The organism is Promicromonospora sp. MS192 (genome assembly GCF_049532985.1).
GTDB lineage: Bacteria > Actinomycetota > Actinomycetes > Actinomycetales > Cellulomonadaceae > Promicromonospora.
Genome location: NZ_CP186693.1, coordinates 1,483,158 through 1,498,730, shown reverse-complemented (window position 1 = coordinate 1,498,730; position 15,573 = coordinate 1,483,158). Strand labels below are relative to the sequence as shown.

Genomic DNA, 15,573 nt, shown 5'->3' with positions numbered 1-15,573 from the left:
CACGATCGACATGCCGGGTGCTGCTGCTCATTTCACCCACCGTGGGCGGGTGAAATGAGCAGGACATGGTCACGGCACGTGCACGCGTCTGGTGAAGTAGACAAATCCCCCACCCAGGACTGGAGGCCACCGATGCACACCGCCACGACCGCGGCCCCGCACACCGGTCAGCACCCCGGCGACCGCCCTGGTGCCGCTGAGCTGTGCGCGACGTTCCCGTGGCTCGATCTGTCCCCTGCCGAACGTGACGATCTCGCTGCCCGTGAACTGTCGGGCCTGGACCGGCTGGCGGTGTCCATCGCGCGCCGCGCGATAGAGCAGGAGTCCACAACCCCTGTCGACCGACTGGTTCCGACGCTGCCGCCCACGTTCGATCTGGTGACCCTGGACTGGCCCTCGCGCCACCACAACATCCTGCGACGTCACGGCCTGGAAACGGCCGCCGACCTGGCCTCGATCACGATCTCTGACCTGCTGGCCACGTGGTCGGTCAACACCCGCATCACCGAGGCGATCTTGGCGCGCCTGTTCCGCACCGTCCTGGCCGACGATCCCCAGGGCTGACGCCCTAGGGTCCGGACGAGACGGGTCGTCCAGGCGCCCGGACCGGTGTCCGGGCCTGCGTGGGGGCGGGGCTCATCTGTCCGGCACGCGCCGGCATCCCGCAGCTCCCGCGGAGGATTCTGGCGTGGCGCGTACCAGCACCGGCCCTGGCCACCGCGGCACCATCACACGATGTCGTGTGATCCCACGCCACCCCACCTCGCCACTGGTGTCCAGCCCGGAGGGCGACAGTGGTGACCGCGCTCGGGTCCAGCCGTTGCGTCGAGCGGCCCGGGCCAGCGTTCTACCCGCCAGTCCGATGCCGCGACACGCGGTGCTCGCTGCACACCTGGCCCCCATGACCGCATCGCATCTGTTCCCCGCCCTGTCCTCGTCAGCCCGTCCTACCGCCGTGACGCCAGGCAACGCAGCTCTGGTTACGGCCGGCTGGTGAGCGGGATGGAACCGTACTTCTCTGACCAGGGCGTGACCCTCTACCTCGGGAACGTGTTCGACGTCCTGCCGCAGCTGGGCTCGTTCGACCTGGTGGTCACCGACCCGCCCTACGGTGAGACCAGCCTGGACTGGGACACCTACCCCACCGGATGGCCCCAGCTCGTCGCCGACCACACCAGCAGCATGTGGTCGTTCGGGTCCATGCGGATGTTCCTGGACCACTGGGACGACTTCACCGGGTGGCGCCTGTCCCAGGACGTCGTGTGGGACAAAGGACGGGCCACCAGCCCCGCGACCGACCGGTTCCGCAGGGTGCACGAGCACGTCCTGCACTTCTACCGCGGCCCGTGGCGCGACCTGTACCACCAGGCACCCCGAATCCAGCAGCACCAGCGCGGCCGCCGGAGCCATGCGACCACCCGGCACGCGGGGCCGACCACGCACTCCGGGTACGGGCCCTCGACCTGGACCGAGACCGGGACCCGGCTGGTCGAGTCCGTGCTGTACGCGCCGAAGAACCGGACCGGGACGATCAACCCGACCGAGAAACCCATCAGCGTCCTGGAGCTCCTGATCAGCTACGCCTGCCCACCCGGCGGGACCGTGCTGGACGCCTTCGCCGGCTCCGGGTCCACCGCGGTGGCCGCCCGGAACATCGCACGCTCCGCTGTCCTGATCGAGATGCGTGAGGAGCAGTGCGAGGCCACGGCCCGAAGGCTGTCCCAGGACGTGCTCGACCTGGGCGGTACCCTCTAGCCAGGCGTGCCCCCGTCCTCGGCCAGATCCGGTCGCTGGCAGCGCCCTGATCCAGCCCTTGAGGGATCGAATCCAGGTAACTCGCTATCTCGTAGCACACGGGGGTCGAGCGCCCCTCATGACGCGAGACCCGCAGATTCGACGCGCAGATTCCACCCGGGCTCGTTCACCGGCGCTCGCCCGTTCTCTGACGAGCCTGCCGCCCGGACCCGGGGCCCGGAACTGCTCCGGTGAACGTGACCCGGCTCGCTACGATGGGGCCTCGCGCTGACGTCCGCCAGGTCGGCCCCGCAGCACGGGGGGGGCGGCTCAGTGCATGGTTCAAAAGGCGCCGGGAGGGTGCATGGTCGCGCGACCGACGTGGTACCTGGACGTGGACGGCGTCGTCAACGCCGTCCCGGCCCCCGCCCGCCGGGTGCGTGACCAGTTCGAGCACACTGTCCTGACCGTCGCCGACAGCACCGAGAACGGCACCGAGCGGGACCTGCCCGTGTGGTGGCGGCCCGCCGTCGTGCAGGCCATCAACACGATCGCCCGGTCCGGGCTGGCCGACGTCGTGTGGCTGACCACCTGGCAGGACCAGGCCCGCACGCTCCTGGCCCCGCGCCTAGGACTGGACGTGTTTGACGTCGCCGTACCCAGCCCCGGCAGCGACGCACCGGAGCGGGAGGACTGGTGGAAGGTCACCACGATCAAGGACCACACCGACCCCGGCGCCCGAGTCGTGTTCACCGACGACGACCTGTCCACCCAGGCGCGCACCACACTGCGCAACCGGTACGACCCGGACGACCTCCTGCTGGTGACCCCGATGCCGTCGCCGGGCCTGACCGACCAGCACCTGGACCAGATCACCGCGTTCCTCACGAACGACTGAGCCTCACGGACAACCGAGGTCCGCAAGCTCCAGGTCTGCTCGGTCCGCCCAGCGGGCCGCACCCGGCCGGCGGCCACGACCCACCGGTCGGCGCCGGCTGGGGCCGCACTGCGTACCGGACCGGGCTAGCCGACCTCGACCTGTGCGGCAACCCTTCGGCGGCGATCCCGTGCGGCCCGTAGCGGTGGAATCATCCAGGGGCTCGCGCCCCCGACGACCAGGAGGTCCTGTGCCCCACCCGAGCACCACCGACGAGCACGGCGACGGGCTCGACGGGCCGCCTGCCCCGTCAGGCAGCTGCGAGCTCTGCGGCAATCCCGGCAAGCCGGTCAGGGCGAAGCAGACGGGTCCCGCGCAGACGGGTACCACCGGACAAGCTGGTCTCGAGCAGACGGGTGTGATCGTGCTGTGCGAGGCCTGTCTGGGCCGCCGGCTGCGGCGGCGCCTGCCGTGGCGACGGTACCTCGGCCTGGTCGGCATCGGTCTGTTCACCGTGCCCGTGGTGGGGTTGGTCGTCGGGACCCTCGCCGAGGTCGCTCAGTACGTGCGCTCCGGGTCGGTCCCGCCCACCAGCAGAACGGTCGGGACCGTCCGGCACGGGCTGGAGCTGCTCACCACGGCCGGCGACGCGTGGGGCTCGCTCGGTGTCATCACCGCGATCGCGATCGCCCTTCCGGTCTCGTTGGTCACGATCGCGTCCCAGGGCGAGCAGATCGCGCGCCGCGCGGAGACCGAGCCCGTCCCGGACCTGGAGGACTACGCCCGGCTCACGCTCCTGGACGGTGCGCTCACCTTCAGCAAGGCCATCGCCCACCTGACCGCGACCCTGGCGGTCCTCCTGGCCGTCGGCGCGTTCCTGGACGGCGGGCCCGGGTGGGCGCAGCAGACCGTTCTCTGCCTGGTCCTGGCCGCGATCCTGGTCCTGGAGATCGGCAAGCTCGACGCGTTCCCGAGGTTTGCCGACCGGAGCAGGCTGCTGGTCGCGACCGCCATGGCCCACGGCGTGGCAGCGCGGCGGGCTCTGGGCGAGGAAGTCAGCCGCGGCAGGGCGGCTGTCGCGTTGGTCACCGCCCTGGGGCTACACCTGGTGGCCTACCTGGCGGTCACCATTCCTGCAGGCTGGGGCGCCTTGAGCAGCAGCCTGAACGTGGTCGTGGTGGGCGCGGTGGGTATCGCGGTCCTGGCAGCGCTGGCCGCGCTGTACCTGCGCGACGGAGACCGGCCCAGCCTCGCGATGACCATGTTCGTGGGGTTGTTCGTCGGGGTGTTCTGGGTCTTCATCATCGACACGGTGGCCGACGACATGCCCCGGCACGTGGTCAACTCGTGGGCCGTGCTGCTGGGTGCCTGGTCCTACCCACCGTTGTACCTGTTCATCACCCTGGGCCTGATCGGCACCGGCCCCCTGCGGTGGCTGGTCCGCTACACCACGCACACCGCCCACGCGATCACCAGGCTCGACGACGCCGCCCGCGCCCGGACCCACAGACACCTGAACCCCGACCATGGCCCGCGGGAAGACGGTGCAGCCCGCAGCAGCACCGCATCCCGACCTACAGCCAGACCTGGATCCCGATCTACGTCCCGACCTGTCCAGCACGAGCAAGAGCAACCCTCGCCGGCCCACGGGAGTACTGACGACCCCCAGCCAAGCGACGCGACAGGTGACCAGAGGATCCAGACAGGCAGCGACGTGTCGCACGAGGCACCGGCACAAGATCCCGACGCCGGCCCTGGAATCGACCACGCGAGCGACGAGCCACCCGAACCACCACGGCACGACGAGCAGCACCCGCCGGTCACGCCACCCGGCCTGGGATCCGACTCGTGACCGCGACCAGGCCGCGCAGCCCGGCCGGCAGGTGGGTCGCAGCCGGCGGCGGCACCACGACATGACACGCGTAGCCGCTTCGCTCGCGACCGGGGCGGTGCGCCTACGACGTGCTGAAGATGCTCACCCGCGAGGGGAATCCGACCCCGCTCGGCTCGGCGATCACCGAGTACGGACGCATCGCCAAGACGATCCACCTGCTCGCGCTGATCGACCCGGCCGACGAGACCTACCGGCGCACGATCAACACCCAGCACGCGGTCAGCGTGCCCGCGGGACGTCTAGTCGGTGGAGCGCGGGCCCGGTGCGCTCGCCCGCGTCCAGGTTATCCACCGCCACACGGTCAAGCCGATGAAGAGTGCCCCCACCACGAAGGTGAAGACGTTGCCCGGACCCTCGAGCACCGAACCCACGATGAAGCCGACCCCGATCAGCGCCGACAGCACAAGGCTCAGCCGCTCCACGCCGCTGAGCGCGCGCCACCGGGCCCAGCCCGACCGTGGCACCTCCGAAGCGTTCACGCCGTACAGCCTGCCACCCATCGATTCATCCAAGCGACCCAGGACCCGGATCGATGCGCTGTGCGAAACCAACCCGGGCTGGTCACTGCCTCGTCATGTCGTCGGCGTGGCGGCGCGGTCGGCTCGCACATGCCCATGCTCGACGTCTACACACGGATGCTGGCGAAGTACCGTGAGATCCGCGAGGCCCGCGGGTCCTCTCTCCTGCACAACCCCCTGACGGGCGACGAACTGCACCGACTCCTGGACGCCCGCGGCGGCGCCTGAGTTCGCCGGCCCGGGCGTCGCGAACCGCCCGGGGTCCACCACATCCGCGCGCTGGGGTCGATCTGGGGGTGTGGCGTCTCGGATCTGGAGCAGCTGTCGATGTCGCTCGCGCGCAGAGCGATGGAGCAGGAGCCCACCACTCCCCCTGGACGAGCTCGTACCGAGCCTGCCCGCCGGCGTTGGAGCGGCAGGGTGTGGACTGGCCGTCTCGGCACCTCGACGCCCCTTACCGGCTCACGACCGCCGCCGGCCTCGATTCGATCACCGTCCAGGGTCTCCTGGGCACGTGGTCGGTCAAAACCCGTATCACCGAGGCGGTCCTCACGCGCCTGGTCCGCACGGCCCTGTTCAGTGGCGGCTAACCTGACGCCGACGCCGGAACAGCTTGCCGGGTCCACGCCCCGACACGGGACCGTTCGAGGTGCACCGGGCCTGGTTGTCCAGGACGTCAGAACTGGCCCTGCTCACCGCGCAGGCGCGTCATAAGGCGCTGCAGCCACGACGTGGTTCGTGCCGGTCGTGTGTGCTGGACGACCTCGCCCACCGGCTCCAGTGAGGTCGAGACCATGACCAGCCCGGGCCCTGCCGCGAGATCCGGAATCGGGTGCTCGCGTGCTTCGGCTCGCTGGCGGATACCATTTGCGCGCAGTCGTTGCGCGGCCCGCTCCTTGATCCCGTCGTCGATGGCCACGAACGCCGCCTGGACAGCGGCCGGACGCTCGCTCGCCGTTGGCGGGCGCCGCACGCTCACCCCGGCGTCGGTGAACAGGGACAGGTCCAGGTCCCATGTCCGGGCGGATCGTGTCTCCCAGAGGGCGAACGCGTCCTGGACGTGCGCGTACGCGGTGGCCTGGTTCATGCCGGTGACGGCCATGAGGTGGAGGTAGGCGGCTTCTTCCAGGCCGCGGACCTGCGCGAACCCGAAGTGGGTCACGGTGTGGCAGTCGGTGCACAGGCAGATCAGGCGCGCCAGGGTCTGGGTCCCGTGGGCGTCGTCGTAGACCCAGCGTTCGTGGGCCTCCAGCCAGCGACGGGTAGGCCGGTCCTCGGCGGCGCCGCAGATCTCGCACCGCATCCCGGCGCGGCGGGTGATCATCCGGCGCAGTCGTTCCCAGTCCTTCGGGCTGACGCAGGAACGCACGTTGGTGAACCAGCACGTGGCAGGCACCAGGTCGACGAACAGACCCGAGCCGAGTGTCCGGTTCTCCCCGGGCAGCAGGTCCGGGACGTCGGGCAGCGCGGCCCAGCGCTCCAGGCGCGTCATCCCTGGGCGCGGAGCGAACCACCGCTTGGCGTCCGGGGACCAGCGCGCACCGAGCTCCTTGGCCTCGTCCTTCTCCGCGAAGGGCACATCGAGCCAGATCCGGTCCACCATCAGCCCCTCCTCCATCGGTCCCGGACGAGGCCGGCAGGTAGCGCCACCTCGCGATGCGGGGCGACGGCGTGGGTTTCTCGTGATCGACCATAACCAGGGTCCCGGGATCAGGCTCGGTAGAACGAGCCCCTGTGGAAAACTGCCCTGAACCGTCCGGCGCGGTGCGTTCTTGCCCTCGCGAGACGGACGCTGACGACCCCGCAGGCTGTGTCGTGCCTTCGGATGTCGGGGGTCGGGCGCATCATGGTGCTGAGCACGATCCCCAGAAAGGGCACCCCCATGAGAGTCACGGCCACCATCAACACCCGCGCCGCCGTCCGCGGCGAAGAACCGTCCCAGCTGCGCGACCTCGAGGTCGAGACCGAGACCTACGAGGAAGGCCGCGACCAGCTGCACGCCATGGTGCCCGAGGGCTGGCAGATGATCGGCATCGGCGTCCCGGACCGGGCCGACATCTACCGCAAGACCCACTGACCGCTGCGCCGGGCCACGTCGCCCTTGGTGATCGGGACGGCGTCGGGCTGCTCGGCAGCAGTACCCGATCGCCGGCCGGTCTCGCCTACCAGGCCCGGTCGGTCACCCGGTCACGTTCCCGCTCGGCTCGGTCGCGTCGGGTACGTTCGTCGGCCTCACGGCGCATCCGCTCGGCGCTGGCCCGCGCGTCGGCCAGCACCACTGGCACGCGCTCCATCGGCTTCGGGCGGGACCGAGCCACAGGCCCCGCGAGCCGGGTTCCGGTGCCGTGGGCTGTGATGGTGTCCAGGGCCCGGTTGGCGATGGCGCGCGCGTCGCCGCGCTCACCCTCATCGACGTCCGGTCCGAGCGGGTGGGCGGGGTCGGTGATCTGGTACCGGTCGCGGTAGGCCAGCACTTGCCGCATCGCGGCCAGCCAGGCCTCGCGGTCGGAGCCGGGCGGGGGCGGCGGGGTGATGGTTTCCATCCAGAGCTGCGGGTCGGTTAGGGCCTCCCGCACGAGGGCGTCCAGGCGTGTGGCGACCAGGTCGGCGTGCCGGGCCAGCCACGCCGCCACGAGCGGGTCCGTCTCCGCGGCAGGCGCGGCGTCGGTCACGTGGTGTCCCCAGGCGGCGGGGTCGGTGTCCAGGGCGAGGTCCTGGTTCGGGCTGGTCGGCGCGTCAGACAGGATCCGGTCGGCGAGGTGATCGGTCACGACTCGCCGCACGGAGGGAACGTCGAGCTGGGCATGGGTGCTCGCGCCGGGTGTGTCGCCGACGGTCCGCGCGATGTGCTCGACCAGGGCCGGCCGCTGGAGGGGTTCGACGCGGTCGTAGAGGTGGTCGACCAGGGCCCGCAGCAGGAAGAGCTGCCGCTCGGCGTGATCGAGGGATCGGATGTGCTGGAGGTTGGGTTCCATCGCGAACCACGCCAACGGGACCGGCCCGGCCAACGCTGCAGTGAGGATGTCGGGGTCTTCGTGGGCGACCTGGGCGGGGTCGGCCGGCAGCTCCAGGGCGTGGGCGTGGGCGGCTTCGTTCGGGGTGAGGGCCTCCCAGACGCGGGCGGCCGCGGTCCTTCCGGCTGTATCGGGGTCCAGGGCGACGATCAGGTCGGACAGGTCCCGCCCCGATGCCTCGCGTAGGGCTCGCAGGTGCTGCGGGGTGACACCGGTCCCGCCGGCAGCGACCGGCACGATCTGCACGCCGGTCTTCTCGAACAGGCGGACCGCAGCCAGGTGCAGGGCGGCGTGGTCGGCGGGTCCCTCCACCAGGACCGGTCGTGCCCCGGCCGCCAGGCGCGCGACGGCGTCGGGGTCGAGCCCGTACAGGAGCTCGCCCTTGCGGTAGGCCGGGGTCTCGGGGGTGTTGAGGTACTTCGGTGCCCGCCCCTCCCCCGTGCTGGTGTCGGCGGGGTTGATGCGCCCGGTGACGCCAACGACGGTCCCGGTCTGGTCGCGGTAGGGGAACAGGATCCGGTTGCGGAACTTGTCGATCAGCCGCCCGTTCCTGGTTCGTGTCGCGACGCCGGCGATGATGAGCTGGTCGGCGGTGTAGCCGAGGGACTGCAGGTGGTCGGTCAGCCCGGTCCACGACGCCGGCGCAACACCCCACTCGGCACCCGCCAGGCCACGGCTGGTCATGTACCGGCCCGCCCAGGCCTGGGTCGTGTTCTGGTTCGACCACCAGGCCCACGCGTGAGCAGTGATCTCCACCACCACTGCCCGCTGCGCTACGTCCATCGACCGCTCGGGGTGCCCGGTGGTGTCGGTGCCCGCACCGGCGTCTGCTCGCGGCCCGGTCGTCACCGTCGAGGCTGCCGCGTCCGCCATGGCAAGGCCAGTGAACCCCTGGGTCGCGCCCGGCCCGCCGGGTCCAGCGGCCGTGGCCTGATCCCACCGGATGTTCTGGGTAGTGTCGGGTGCGGTGGTGATCCAAACCGGCAGACCCCGCGAGTCGGCGTCTGTGGTGTGGGGTTGGGGCAGACCGATGCGGTAGTGCAGGACCTTCGCGATCGACTTCGCATCACCGAACCCCGTCCCGACCGCATGCCGCAGGACGGTCTCGGGGTCGGCGCCAGCGGCTTCGTGCATGGACAGCCGCTTGGCCAAGGCCGGCCACGCCTCGTCCGCGAGCACCAGGTTCGCCTCCCGTTCGGGCAGCACGGTGCGGACAGCCTCGGCCAGACGGCCGGTGCGGTCGGGCTCGAGGAAGGCCATGTAGGCGTCTTCGTACTCCGGGGCCAAGCGGGCCAGGGAGTGGGCGTAGCCCCAGTCGTCCTCGATGACCCGGTGGGCGGACTTCTCCTCGCCGTCGCGGTCCAGGACGCCCTTGAGCGCGTTCAGCACCGCCCGCTCGGTGGCCGGCTGCCGGTGCGGGTCCAGATCCAGGACGTCCTCGACCTCGACGTAGACCCGGTTGGAGTCGGCGCCCCTGGTGATGGCGGTGTACAGCTCGTTGCGGGTCATCCCCACGCCCACCATGGCGTGGGAGGTGTCCACGGTCATGCCCTGGACCCGGTGGATCGTCGCGGCGTACCCGAGCTCGACGTGCGCGGCGACGTAGTCCGCGGGCAGGACCACGGTCGCGCCGGTGTCCAGGTGCCGGGCCTGCAATGCACCCTCCCTGCCACGTGCTTCGACCCTCCACAGGTCACCATTGCGGACCCAGCCCCTGGCCCAGTCGATGTGCCCGTCCTCGTCCTGCGCGTACAGGTGGCGGTTGTTCAGCCGGGTCACGATCACGTCCCCGACCCCGGCCCGGGTCTCGTCGTGCAGGATGACGCCGTCGTCCTCGACCTCACCCCGGGCCACCCGGTGCAGGCGCGCGCGGGCGGACAGGCTGGTGACCAGGTCGTTGGTCGCCGCGATCATGATCGTCCTGCGCCCCGTGTCGGAGTCGGTCTGCCAATTGGCGAACATCTCCTCCGCCATCGCCGCCGCCGACCCGCCCTGGGTGCGGTGGGCGGTGATGTAGAAGTCCAGGCCCCGGTGATCCCCCTCGCGGATCTGCAGCGAGGCATCGGCCTCACCGGTGGTGTGGAACCGGTGGATCTTCGTGAGCTCGACCGCGCCGGCCTGCTCGGAGACCAGCCGCAAGGCCCCACCGGCCGCGACGGCACCGAGCTGGGCCGGGTCCCCCAGCAACCGGACACTGCCGCCAGCTTGCTGGGTGATGGTCACGACCTCGGCCAAGGCGAGCGTGCCGGCCAGACTCGCCTCGTCCACCAGCACCACCGTCCCCTGCTCCACCGTCAGCCGTTCACGCAGGCGCGCCCCGCCGGCACCTCGGGCAGCGAGGAGGAACATGTCGAGGGTCTCGGTGGTGATGTTGTTGCCGAGGTCGGCACCGAGGACCTCTGCGGCGGCGGCCGAGGGTGCCAGCGCGATCAGCTTGCCGCCGGACTCCTGGACCGCTGTCGCGAAGGCGCGCATGACGGTGGTCTTGCCGGTGCCGGCCGGGCCGATCCCCGCCACCAGGCGGGTGCTCGAGGCGAATGACGCGACCAGGTCCCGCTGCCCCGGGTTCAGCACCCGGCCTGTGTCCAGGCGGATCTGCTCGATGGCGTGGTCGACCGTGGTGGGGTCGATGGTCAGGCCGCCGGGGGTGCGGGCAGCGGTCAGGAGCTGGTCCTCGGCCTCCAGGACCGCCAGGGACGTGTACCGGGTGGAGCCGTGCACCATGTAGACGCTCTCGCCGTCCTTGCGGCGCATCACGTCCGGCGGCTCGTTCACCTCCGGCGCCGACACCTGCAAGCTCCCCGCCACTGCGTGCCCGGTGATGGTCGCGGCCAGGGCGAGCAGGTCGGTGCCGGTCGGGGCGTACTCCCTCGCGAGGCGGGTGGCTTCAGCCTGAAGGGTGTAGGCCGTCCACGTGGAGTGCCGGTCGGCCACGTTCCGCAGGCACGCCTCCACCAGGTCACCATCGGCCAGCACCCCACCAGCCAGGTCGGTGAGCAGCCGCTGGCGGGCGACCGGTGCCCGGTACCGCAACGGCCGGAACACCCGTGCGCGCGGCCACCGAACCGCGAGCCGCTCCACGGCAGCAGTGACGTCCCCGGCCGCCCACCGGGCCACCCCACGCCCGGCCAGGTCCTGTGCCACCGCACGCCACAGGGACTCCGGCTCGTCGACCACCACCCGGCCAGCCCCGGGGCGCGGGTGCAGCGCGGTAGTCAGCATCCGCACGACCCCGTCCGGGCCGCCCAGGACCCGGGCGGCGACCTGGGCCCATTGCGGGAGGCGGTCGCGCAGCCCGACCGGGGTGCCCTTGGCCTGCCTCGTGTCGAGGTTGGCCTGCTGCGTCAACCCGAACGCCGTCTTCGTTCCCGGCTCGTGCCCGTGCTTGGCCCGGTAGGCCGCGCGGAGGGTCTCGTAGGACTCCTCGATCGCGGCCCGACGGCGGGAGAACGTGTCCCTCAACAGTTTCGGGATGCCGGTGATCTCGCGGACGCCTTGCTTGCCCCGTCCTCGGGTCTCGGTGTGGAAGGTTACGCCGAGCCGGTCGACCAGGAGCTGCTCGATGCGGGTGTTGTACCGCTCGCTGGCTGCCACGGCCAGGTGGTGCAGGACGCGGCCGTCCAACGCCCGCCACTGGCCGTCGACGCCGCGGACCTTGTTGGAGACCGCGACATGGGTGTGCAGGTTCGGGTCCCCCGCCCGGGAGTCCAGGTGGTCGAACGCGACCGCGGTCAGGCCGTGGGTGTCGATCTGCCTTACACCGCCCGCGCCCTCCCGCGTCAGCGCACCCTCGGCCTCGATCCACGCCAGCGTGTCCTGCCAGGCGTCGGTGTGCGCCCGCGTGATCGCCTCCCGCGTGGCCGGATTCCCGAGACCCCACAGGACGCTGATGCTCTTGGACGGTGTGAAGACCAGGTCGTACCCCGCTACCGCCCGGCGGGGCTGCTGGCCCCGCTTGGCCAACCACGTGGCGACCTCCGTGTCCGTGACCGGGCCGCCGCCCTTGGCGTGCTTCTCCTGCTGTGCAAGGGAGCCCGCGACGTTCCAGCGGATCAGGTCCCGCTCCACTCCCGGCTCCGGCGGCCGGTCGTTCTCCCGAGCGAACCGCTCGAACGCGGCCTCCAACGCCTGCCGGTACCCGTCATCCGGGCGGGACTCGAACGTCGGGAACGCCCGCCCGATCCACCCCGCCCGATCCGCGTCATGCTTCGACGCACCACGAGCCAGAGCTTCCAGCTCCAGGCGGCCGGCGTCCGGGTGACGGCCCACCCCGAACAGCGACTTCATCTGCTTCTCCAGCACCAGTCCGGACACCCCGAGCTGCTCCAGGCCCGAGCCGACCCACCGGCCGGGCGGGTTGCCGTGCTGCATGTAGTAGTCCGTCAACGACATCCCACGGCCCCGTGGGGCATCGCCACTGGCGACCTGCTGGGTCAGGTATGTGTACCCGCTCCCGGCGCTCAGCACATGGACCGTCATCACGCGCCCCCACCCCCTTCCCAGGTACTCGGTGGGCTGTTCCGGGTCGCTTCAGCGACCCCCGCTCACGGCTTGTGCAAGAGGTGTGTGGCCCTCGTCGTAGCGGTCCGCGGGACCCGCCATCCCGGTGCCCGCCTGCACCAGCCACGCAGCCGCCTGCGCCGCGTCGCCAGCCGCGCGCGCGTGCGTGTGTCGCGTGCGCGTTTTCGTCGTCGCGCGCGTGTGCCGCTGTCGCTGCTCGGCGCTCGTGTCGCTGCTGCCGGGGACCACGGCGGTGAGGCCCCGCGCGGGACCCGGGAATGGGCCGCTCGACTCCCCCAGGGCATGCGAAAGAGGCCGCCATCCCCCGGTACGGGGATGGCGGCCTCCTGGACCCGATGCTACGCGGCGGGTGCTACCGCGCTCCGGCGGTCGCGGGCTGCGGGGCGTCGGCGGTCTTCTGGTCCTTCGGCTTGACCGGCTGCCGCTTCACGGCCGTCTGCTTGGCCGCGACACCGGTTCCTGTGGCCGGGGGCTTGGTCGGGTTGGGGACGGGCTTGTCCTGAACCTTGACCGTGTTGCCACCGGCCGGGACCTGGGGCTGGGCGTCGCCCTTGCCCGGGGTGGTCACCTTCTTGGCGTCGACCACCTTGGTGGGGTTGGCCGTCTTGGTCGGGCTGGTACCCGGTGCGGGGTTGTCCGCCTTCGGCGCTCCCGTGGACGCTGCTGCGGGCTTGGCGGCCGGTGCGGCCGGTGCCGGTCCGGCCGTGGGTGCCGGGGTCGACGCAGCCTGCTTCGTGCCGGGTGCGGCCGGGGTCTCCTGCGGGCCGCGTGCGATCTGCTCGACGTCGGACAGGGCGTAGCCCCAGGCCTCCAGCGCTCGGAAGTACCGTGCCTCGCAGCCAGCGCGACGCCAGGTGTGCGTCCCCGTGCGGGCCTCGATGGCGGCCAGAGTCAGGACCAGCGAGATGTGCAGCGCACGCGCCGGGGTCGACTTCGCGATCAGGTCGGTCAGGGCCTGCCTGCCGCCCAGCCGGTTCGCACCGGTCAGGCCGAGCCACTCCCGGGCCAGGTCGTGCACGCTCAGGCTGGCCTTCTCGATGCTGTACGCCTCCAGCACGATGGTCTCGGCCAGGAACACGGCCGCGTCCCTGGGCGTGACCTTGCGCTTGGCGAAGGCGGCCAGCCACTCGCGACGGACGGTCTCGGCGGACTTCCAGGCCTTGTTGTTCGCGATCACCTCGGCCCGCTCGGCGCTGGCTTCCCGCTTCTGCTGCTCGGTGCGGGTGTCGTTGGGGTTGGTCCGGTTCAGCTTGTGCCCGGCCGCCTTGTAGTCCAGGCACACGTGCCGGACGTGGATGTCGCCGTTCCAGGACGTGCTGATGTAGGCCGCGCGCTGCGGGCAGATCGCGTGCGCCTCCGGGGTCAGGGCCTTGCCCTCACCGGTCTGCAGGTGCTGCAGTTCCCGGGCCGCCTTGTTGTCGTGGACCTCCGTGGACCAGTTGGTGACCTGCTTGATCCCGGCGTCGGCCAGGGCCTTGGTGGCCTCGGCCAGCCGGGCGGCAGCGTCCCGGTCGTCGCGCCGCTGCTGGGCGGCGTGGGCGAACCTCTCGGGGCTCTTGATCGCGATCTCGGTCAGCACCTTGACGGCCTCGGTATCGTCCTCGAACTCGGCCAGGACGAGAGTCTTCTCAAGGTCGATGTCGTACTTGGCCTGCACGGCCTTGGCCTTCTTCGTCTTGGCGACCTTGAGCGCTGCCTTCACGTCGCTCGTGCTGTGCCCCGTCGTGTTCGCGATCTCAACGGCGGAGACACCGAGCAGGGACATCTGCTCGAACGCGGCCACCCGGTCGGCGTGCCGCAGAGCCTGACGGTCGTCGTTCTCAGCCATCTGCTCACGCAGTCGCCGCACCTGGTCCTCGTCACCCTGCACGATCATCGCCGGGATGGTCGCCAGGTTGACCTCGATGGCTGCCAGCGTCCGGCGCTGGCCGGCACGCACCCGCAGCCCGTGCTCGGTGCGCTGCACCAGGATCGGGGTCAGCACCCCGTTGTCACGGATGCTCTTGAGGAACCGGGGCGTGAGGTTCGCCTCGGCCCGCACGTTGGTCTCCACCAGCAGCGTGCGCGGGTCGAGAAGGCCGAATTCAACCTTCGGTGCAGGCCTGTTTCCGGCCTGCTTTTCGACGTTCTTGTTCTCCAGCGTTACAGACATGGTCGGCTCCTTCTGCCGTCCTGGCCCAGACGATTTCTGTGGCCGTTGCCTTTATTCTACGCCACGGTGGGTCATTATGCGCGGCGAATCACGCGATTACGCGCCTATTCTTTGGGGATTTCTTCGTCGCGGGAAAGGTGTCGAGAGTCCGGGTTTTCGCTGCGGATGAATGCGATCTCTTCGGGGCTACCGACCCGGGTTTCAGGGACCTGTTTCCGGGCTTCACGGACGACCTGGCGCCACCAGCCGAAGCCGTATCGCACTGCACCGTCGCGGCCTGGCGGGACAGCGTCCGGCTTCCAGAAGATCACGACCTGGGGATCAGCCATCGCGCGCAGTTCGGCAACGAGGTCAGTGACGGCGGCACCTCTGCCAGCCATGAGGTCGCGGATCGCGTCGGTGACCCGGTGGGGGACATGGGATTTGCCCTGTTCCCATGCCGCTACGGCCGCCGGGGTCACGTTCAGCATGGTGGCGAGCTCGGCTCGGCCCAGACCGAGGTCCTCGCGCGCGATCCACAGCTCCCCGCCTGTCATACGCGTCATCGAAACCTCACCAGTAGCTTGACCCCGTAGACCCGCCCTCCGGCGGCCCCGGGTCGATGGTACGGGCCACGGCAAGCCGGGTCCTGGGCATCCACCGAGCCGGGCGAACCCGGTTCGAAGCCACCCGAGCCTCGCACCCCATCACGACCCGGCGCCGGGGACCATGCACCGGCCCTGCGGCACGGGGAAGGCGTGGGCGGTGATCGACCGGCGCGGGCCCCGGGACACTTGCTCCTCTTTTCACAATGCGAAACGGACACGGCGATCCGAGCAGCGTCTCGACACACGCCGTGCCGGGCATTTTGGACAAGTGACCAA

General features: G+C 70.9%; 11 protein-coding genes and 1 pseudogene. 7 read left to right on the top strand and 5 right to left on the bottom strand.

The features are described 5' to 3' along the window. Window positions 1–132 precede the first annotated feature (132 nt). The 5 genes and pseudogenes from ACO229_RS06720 to ACO229_RS06700 form a co-directional block, all read left to right on the top strand. Complete coding sequence (locus ACO229_RS06720) at window positions 133–564, top strand: hypothetical protein (RefSeq protein ID WP_423464244.1); 432 nt, start codon at window positions 133–135, stop codon at window positions 562–564. A 438-nt stretch (window positions 565–1,002) separates the two neighbouring features. Next, a complete protein-coding gene (locus ACO229_RS06715) occupies window positions 1,003–1,755 on the top strand; it encodes a DNA-methyltransferase (protein ID WP_423465273.1) in 753 nt (250 codons plus the stop codon). Window positions 1,756–2,098: 343 nt separating this feature from the next. Further along, window positions 2,099–2,632 carry an HAD domain-containing protein gene (locus ACO229_RS06710; protein WP_423464243.1) on the top strand — a complete coding sequence of 178 codons (534 nt, stop codon included), beginning with the start codon at window positions 2,099–2,101 and terminating at the stop codon, window positions 2,630–2,632. Window positions 2,633–2,861: 229 nt separating this feature from the next. After that, window positions 2,862–4,463 carry a hypothetical protein gene (locus tag ACO229_RS06705; RefSeq protein WP_423464242.1) on the top strand — a complete coding sequence of 534 codons (1,602 nt, stop codon included), beginning with the start codon at window positions 2,862–2,864 and terminating at the stop codon, window positions 4,461–4,463. Window positions 4,464–4,521: 58 nt separating this feature from the next. After that, window positions 4,522–4,747, top strand: a pseudogene (locus ACO229_RS06700) (Tn3 family transposase); the annotation flags it as partial. Here the strand turns inward: ACO229_RS06700 and ACO229_RS06695 are convergent. Continuing rightward, on the bottom strand, window positions 4,745–4,984 hold the full coding sequence (locus ACO229_RS06695) for a hypothetical protein (RefSeq protein WP_423465361.1): 240 nt from the start codon (window positions 4,982–4,984) through the stop codon (window positions 4,745–4,747). The pseudogene ACO229_RS06700 and the gene ACO229_RS06695 overlap by 3 nt on opposite strands. 129 nt (window positions 4,985–5,113) lie before the next feature. Between ACO229_RS06695 and ACO229_RS06690 the strand changes: the two genes are divergently transcribed. Continuing rightward, window positions 5,114–5,251: a hypothetical protein gene (locus ACO229_RS06690; protein WP_423465360.1), complete on the top strand. Its 138-nt coding sequence runs from the start codon at window positions 5,114–5,116 to the stop codon at window positions 5,249–5,251. 448 nt (window positions 5,252–5,699) lie between these two features. On the opposite strand, the gene ACO229_RS06685 is transcribed toward ACO229_RS06690, so the two are convergent. Next, a complete protein-coding gene (locus ACO229_RS06685) occupies window positions 5,700–6,626 on the bottom strand; it encodes a DUF5710 domain-containing protein (RefSeq protein ID WP_423464241.1) in 927 nt (308 codons plus the stop codon). A 279-nt stretch (window positions 6,627–6,905) separates the two neighbouring features. Between ACO229_RS06685 and ACO229_RS06680 the strand changes: the two genes are divergently transcribed. Beyond that, entirely contained in the window at window positions 6,906–7,100 is a 195-nt protein-coding gene (locus tag ACO229_RS06680; RefSeq protein WP_423464240.1) for a hypothetical protein, read from the top strand. An 85-nt stretch (window positions 7,101–7,185) separates the two neighbouring features. Here ACO229_RS06680 and mobF read toward each other — a convergent pair whose 3' ends face one another. The 3 genes from mobF to ACO229_RS06665 form a co-directional block, all read right to left on the bottom strand. Then, a complete protein-coding gene (mobF, locus tag ACO229_RS06675; RefSeq protein WP_423464239.1) occupies window positions 7,186–12,516 on the bottom strand; it encodes a MobF family relaxase in 5,331 nt (1,776 codons plus the stop codon). Between the two features lie 394 nt (window positions 12,517–12,910). Next, window positions 12,911–14,710, bottom strand: coding sequence for a ParB/RepB/Spo0J family partition protein (locus tag ACO229_RS06670; protein ID WP_423464238.1), 1,800 nt, complete (start codon window positions 14,708–14,710; stop codon window positions 12,911–12,913). A gap of 104 nt (window positions 14,711–14,814) precedes the next feature. Further along, entirely contained in the window at window positions 14,815–15,246 is a 432-nt protein-coding gene (locus ACO229_RS06665) for a hypothetical protein (protein ID WP_423464236.1), read from the bottom strand. Window positions 15,247–15,573: the final 327 nt, after the last annotated feature.

Coding starts and splice junctions, on each gene's coding strand:
- ACO229_RS06720 (WP_423464244.1), top strand. CDS start 133: ATGCACACCGCCACGACCGCGGCCCCGCACACCGGTCAGCACCCCGGC.
- ACO229_RS06690 (WP_423465360.1), top strand. CDS start 5,114: ATGCCCATGCTCGACGTCTACACACGGATGCTGGCGAAGTACCGTGAG.
- ACO229_RS06680 (WP_423464240.1), top strand. CDS start 6,906: ATGAGAGTCACGGCCACCATCAACACCCGCGCCGCCGTCCGCGGCGAA.
- ACO229_RS06685 (WP_423464241.1), bottom strand. CDS start 6,626: ATGGTGGACCGGATCTGGCTCGATGTGCCCTTCGCGGAGAAGGACGAG.
- ACO229_RS06715 (WP_423465273.1), top strand. CDS start 1,003: ATGGAACCGTACTTCTCTGACCAGGGCGTGACCCTCTACCTCGGGAAC.
- mobF (WP_423464239.1), bottom strand. CDS start 12,516: ATGACGGTCCATGTGCTGAGCGCCGGGAGCGGGTACACATACCTGACC.
- ACO229_RS06670 (WP_423464238.1), bottom strand. CDS start 14,710: ATGTCTGTAACGCTGGAGAACAAGAACGTCGAAAAGCAGGCCGGAAAC.
- ACO229_RS06710 (WP_423464243.1), top strand. CDS start 2,099: ATGGTCGCGCGACCGACGTGGTACCTGGACGTGGACGGCGTCGTCAAC.
- ACO229_RS06665 (WP_423464236.1), bottom strand. CDS start 15,246: ATGACAGGCGGGGAGCTGTGGATCGCGCGCGAGGACCTCGGTCTGGGC.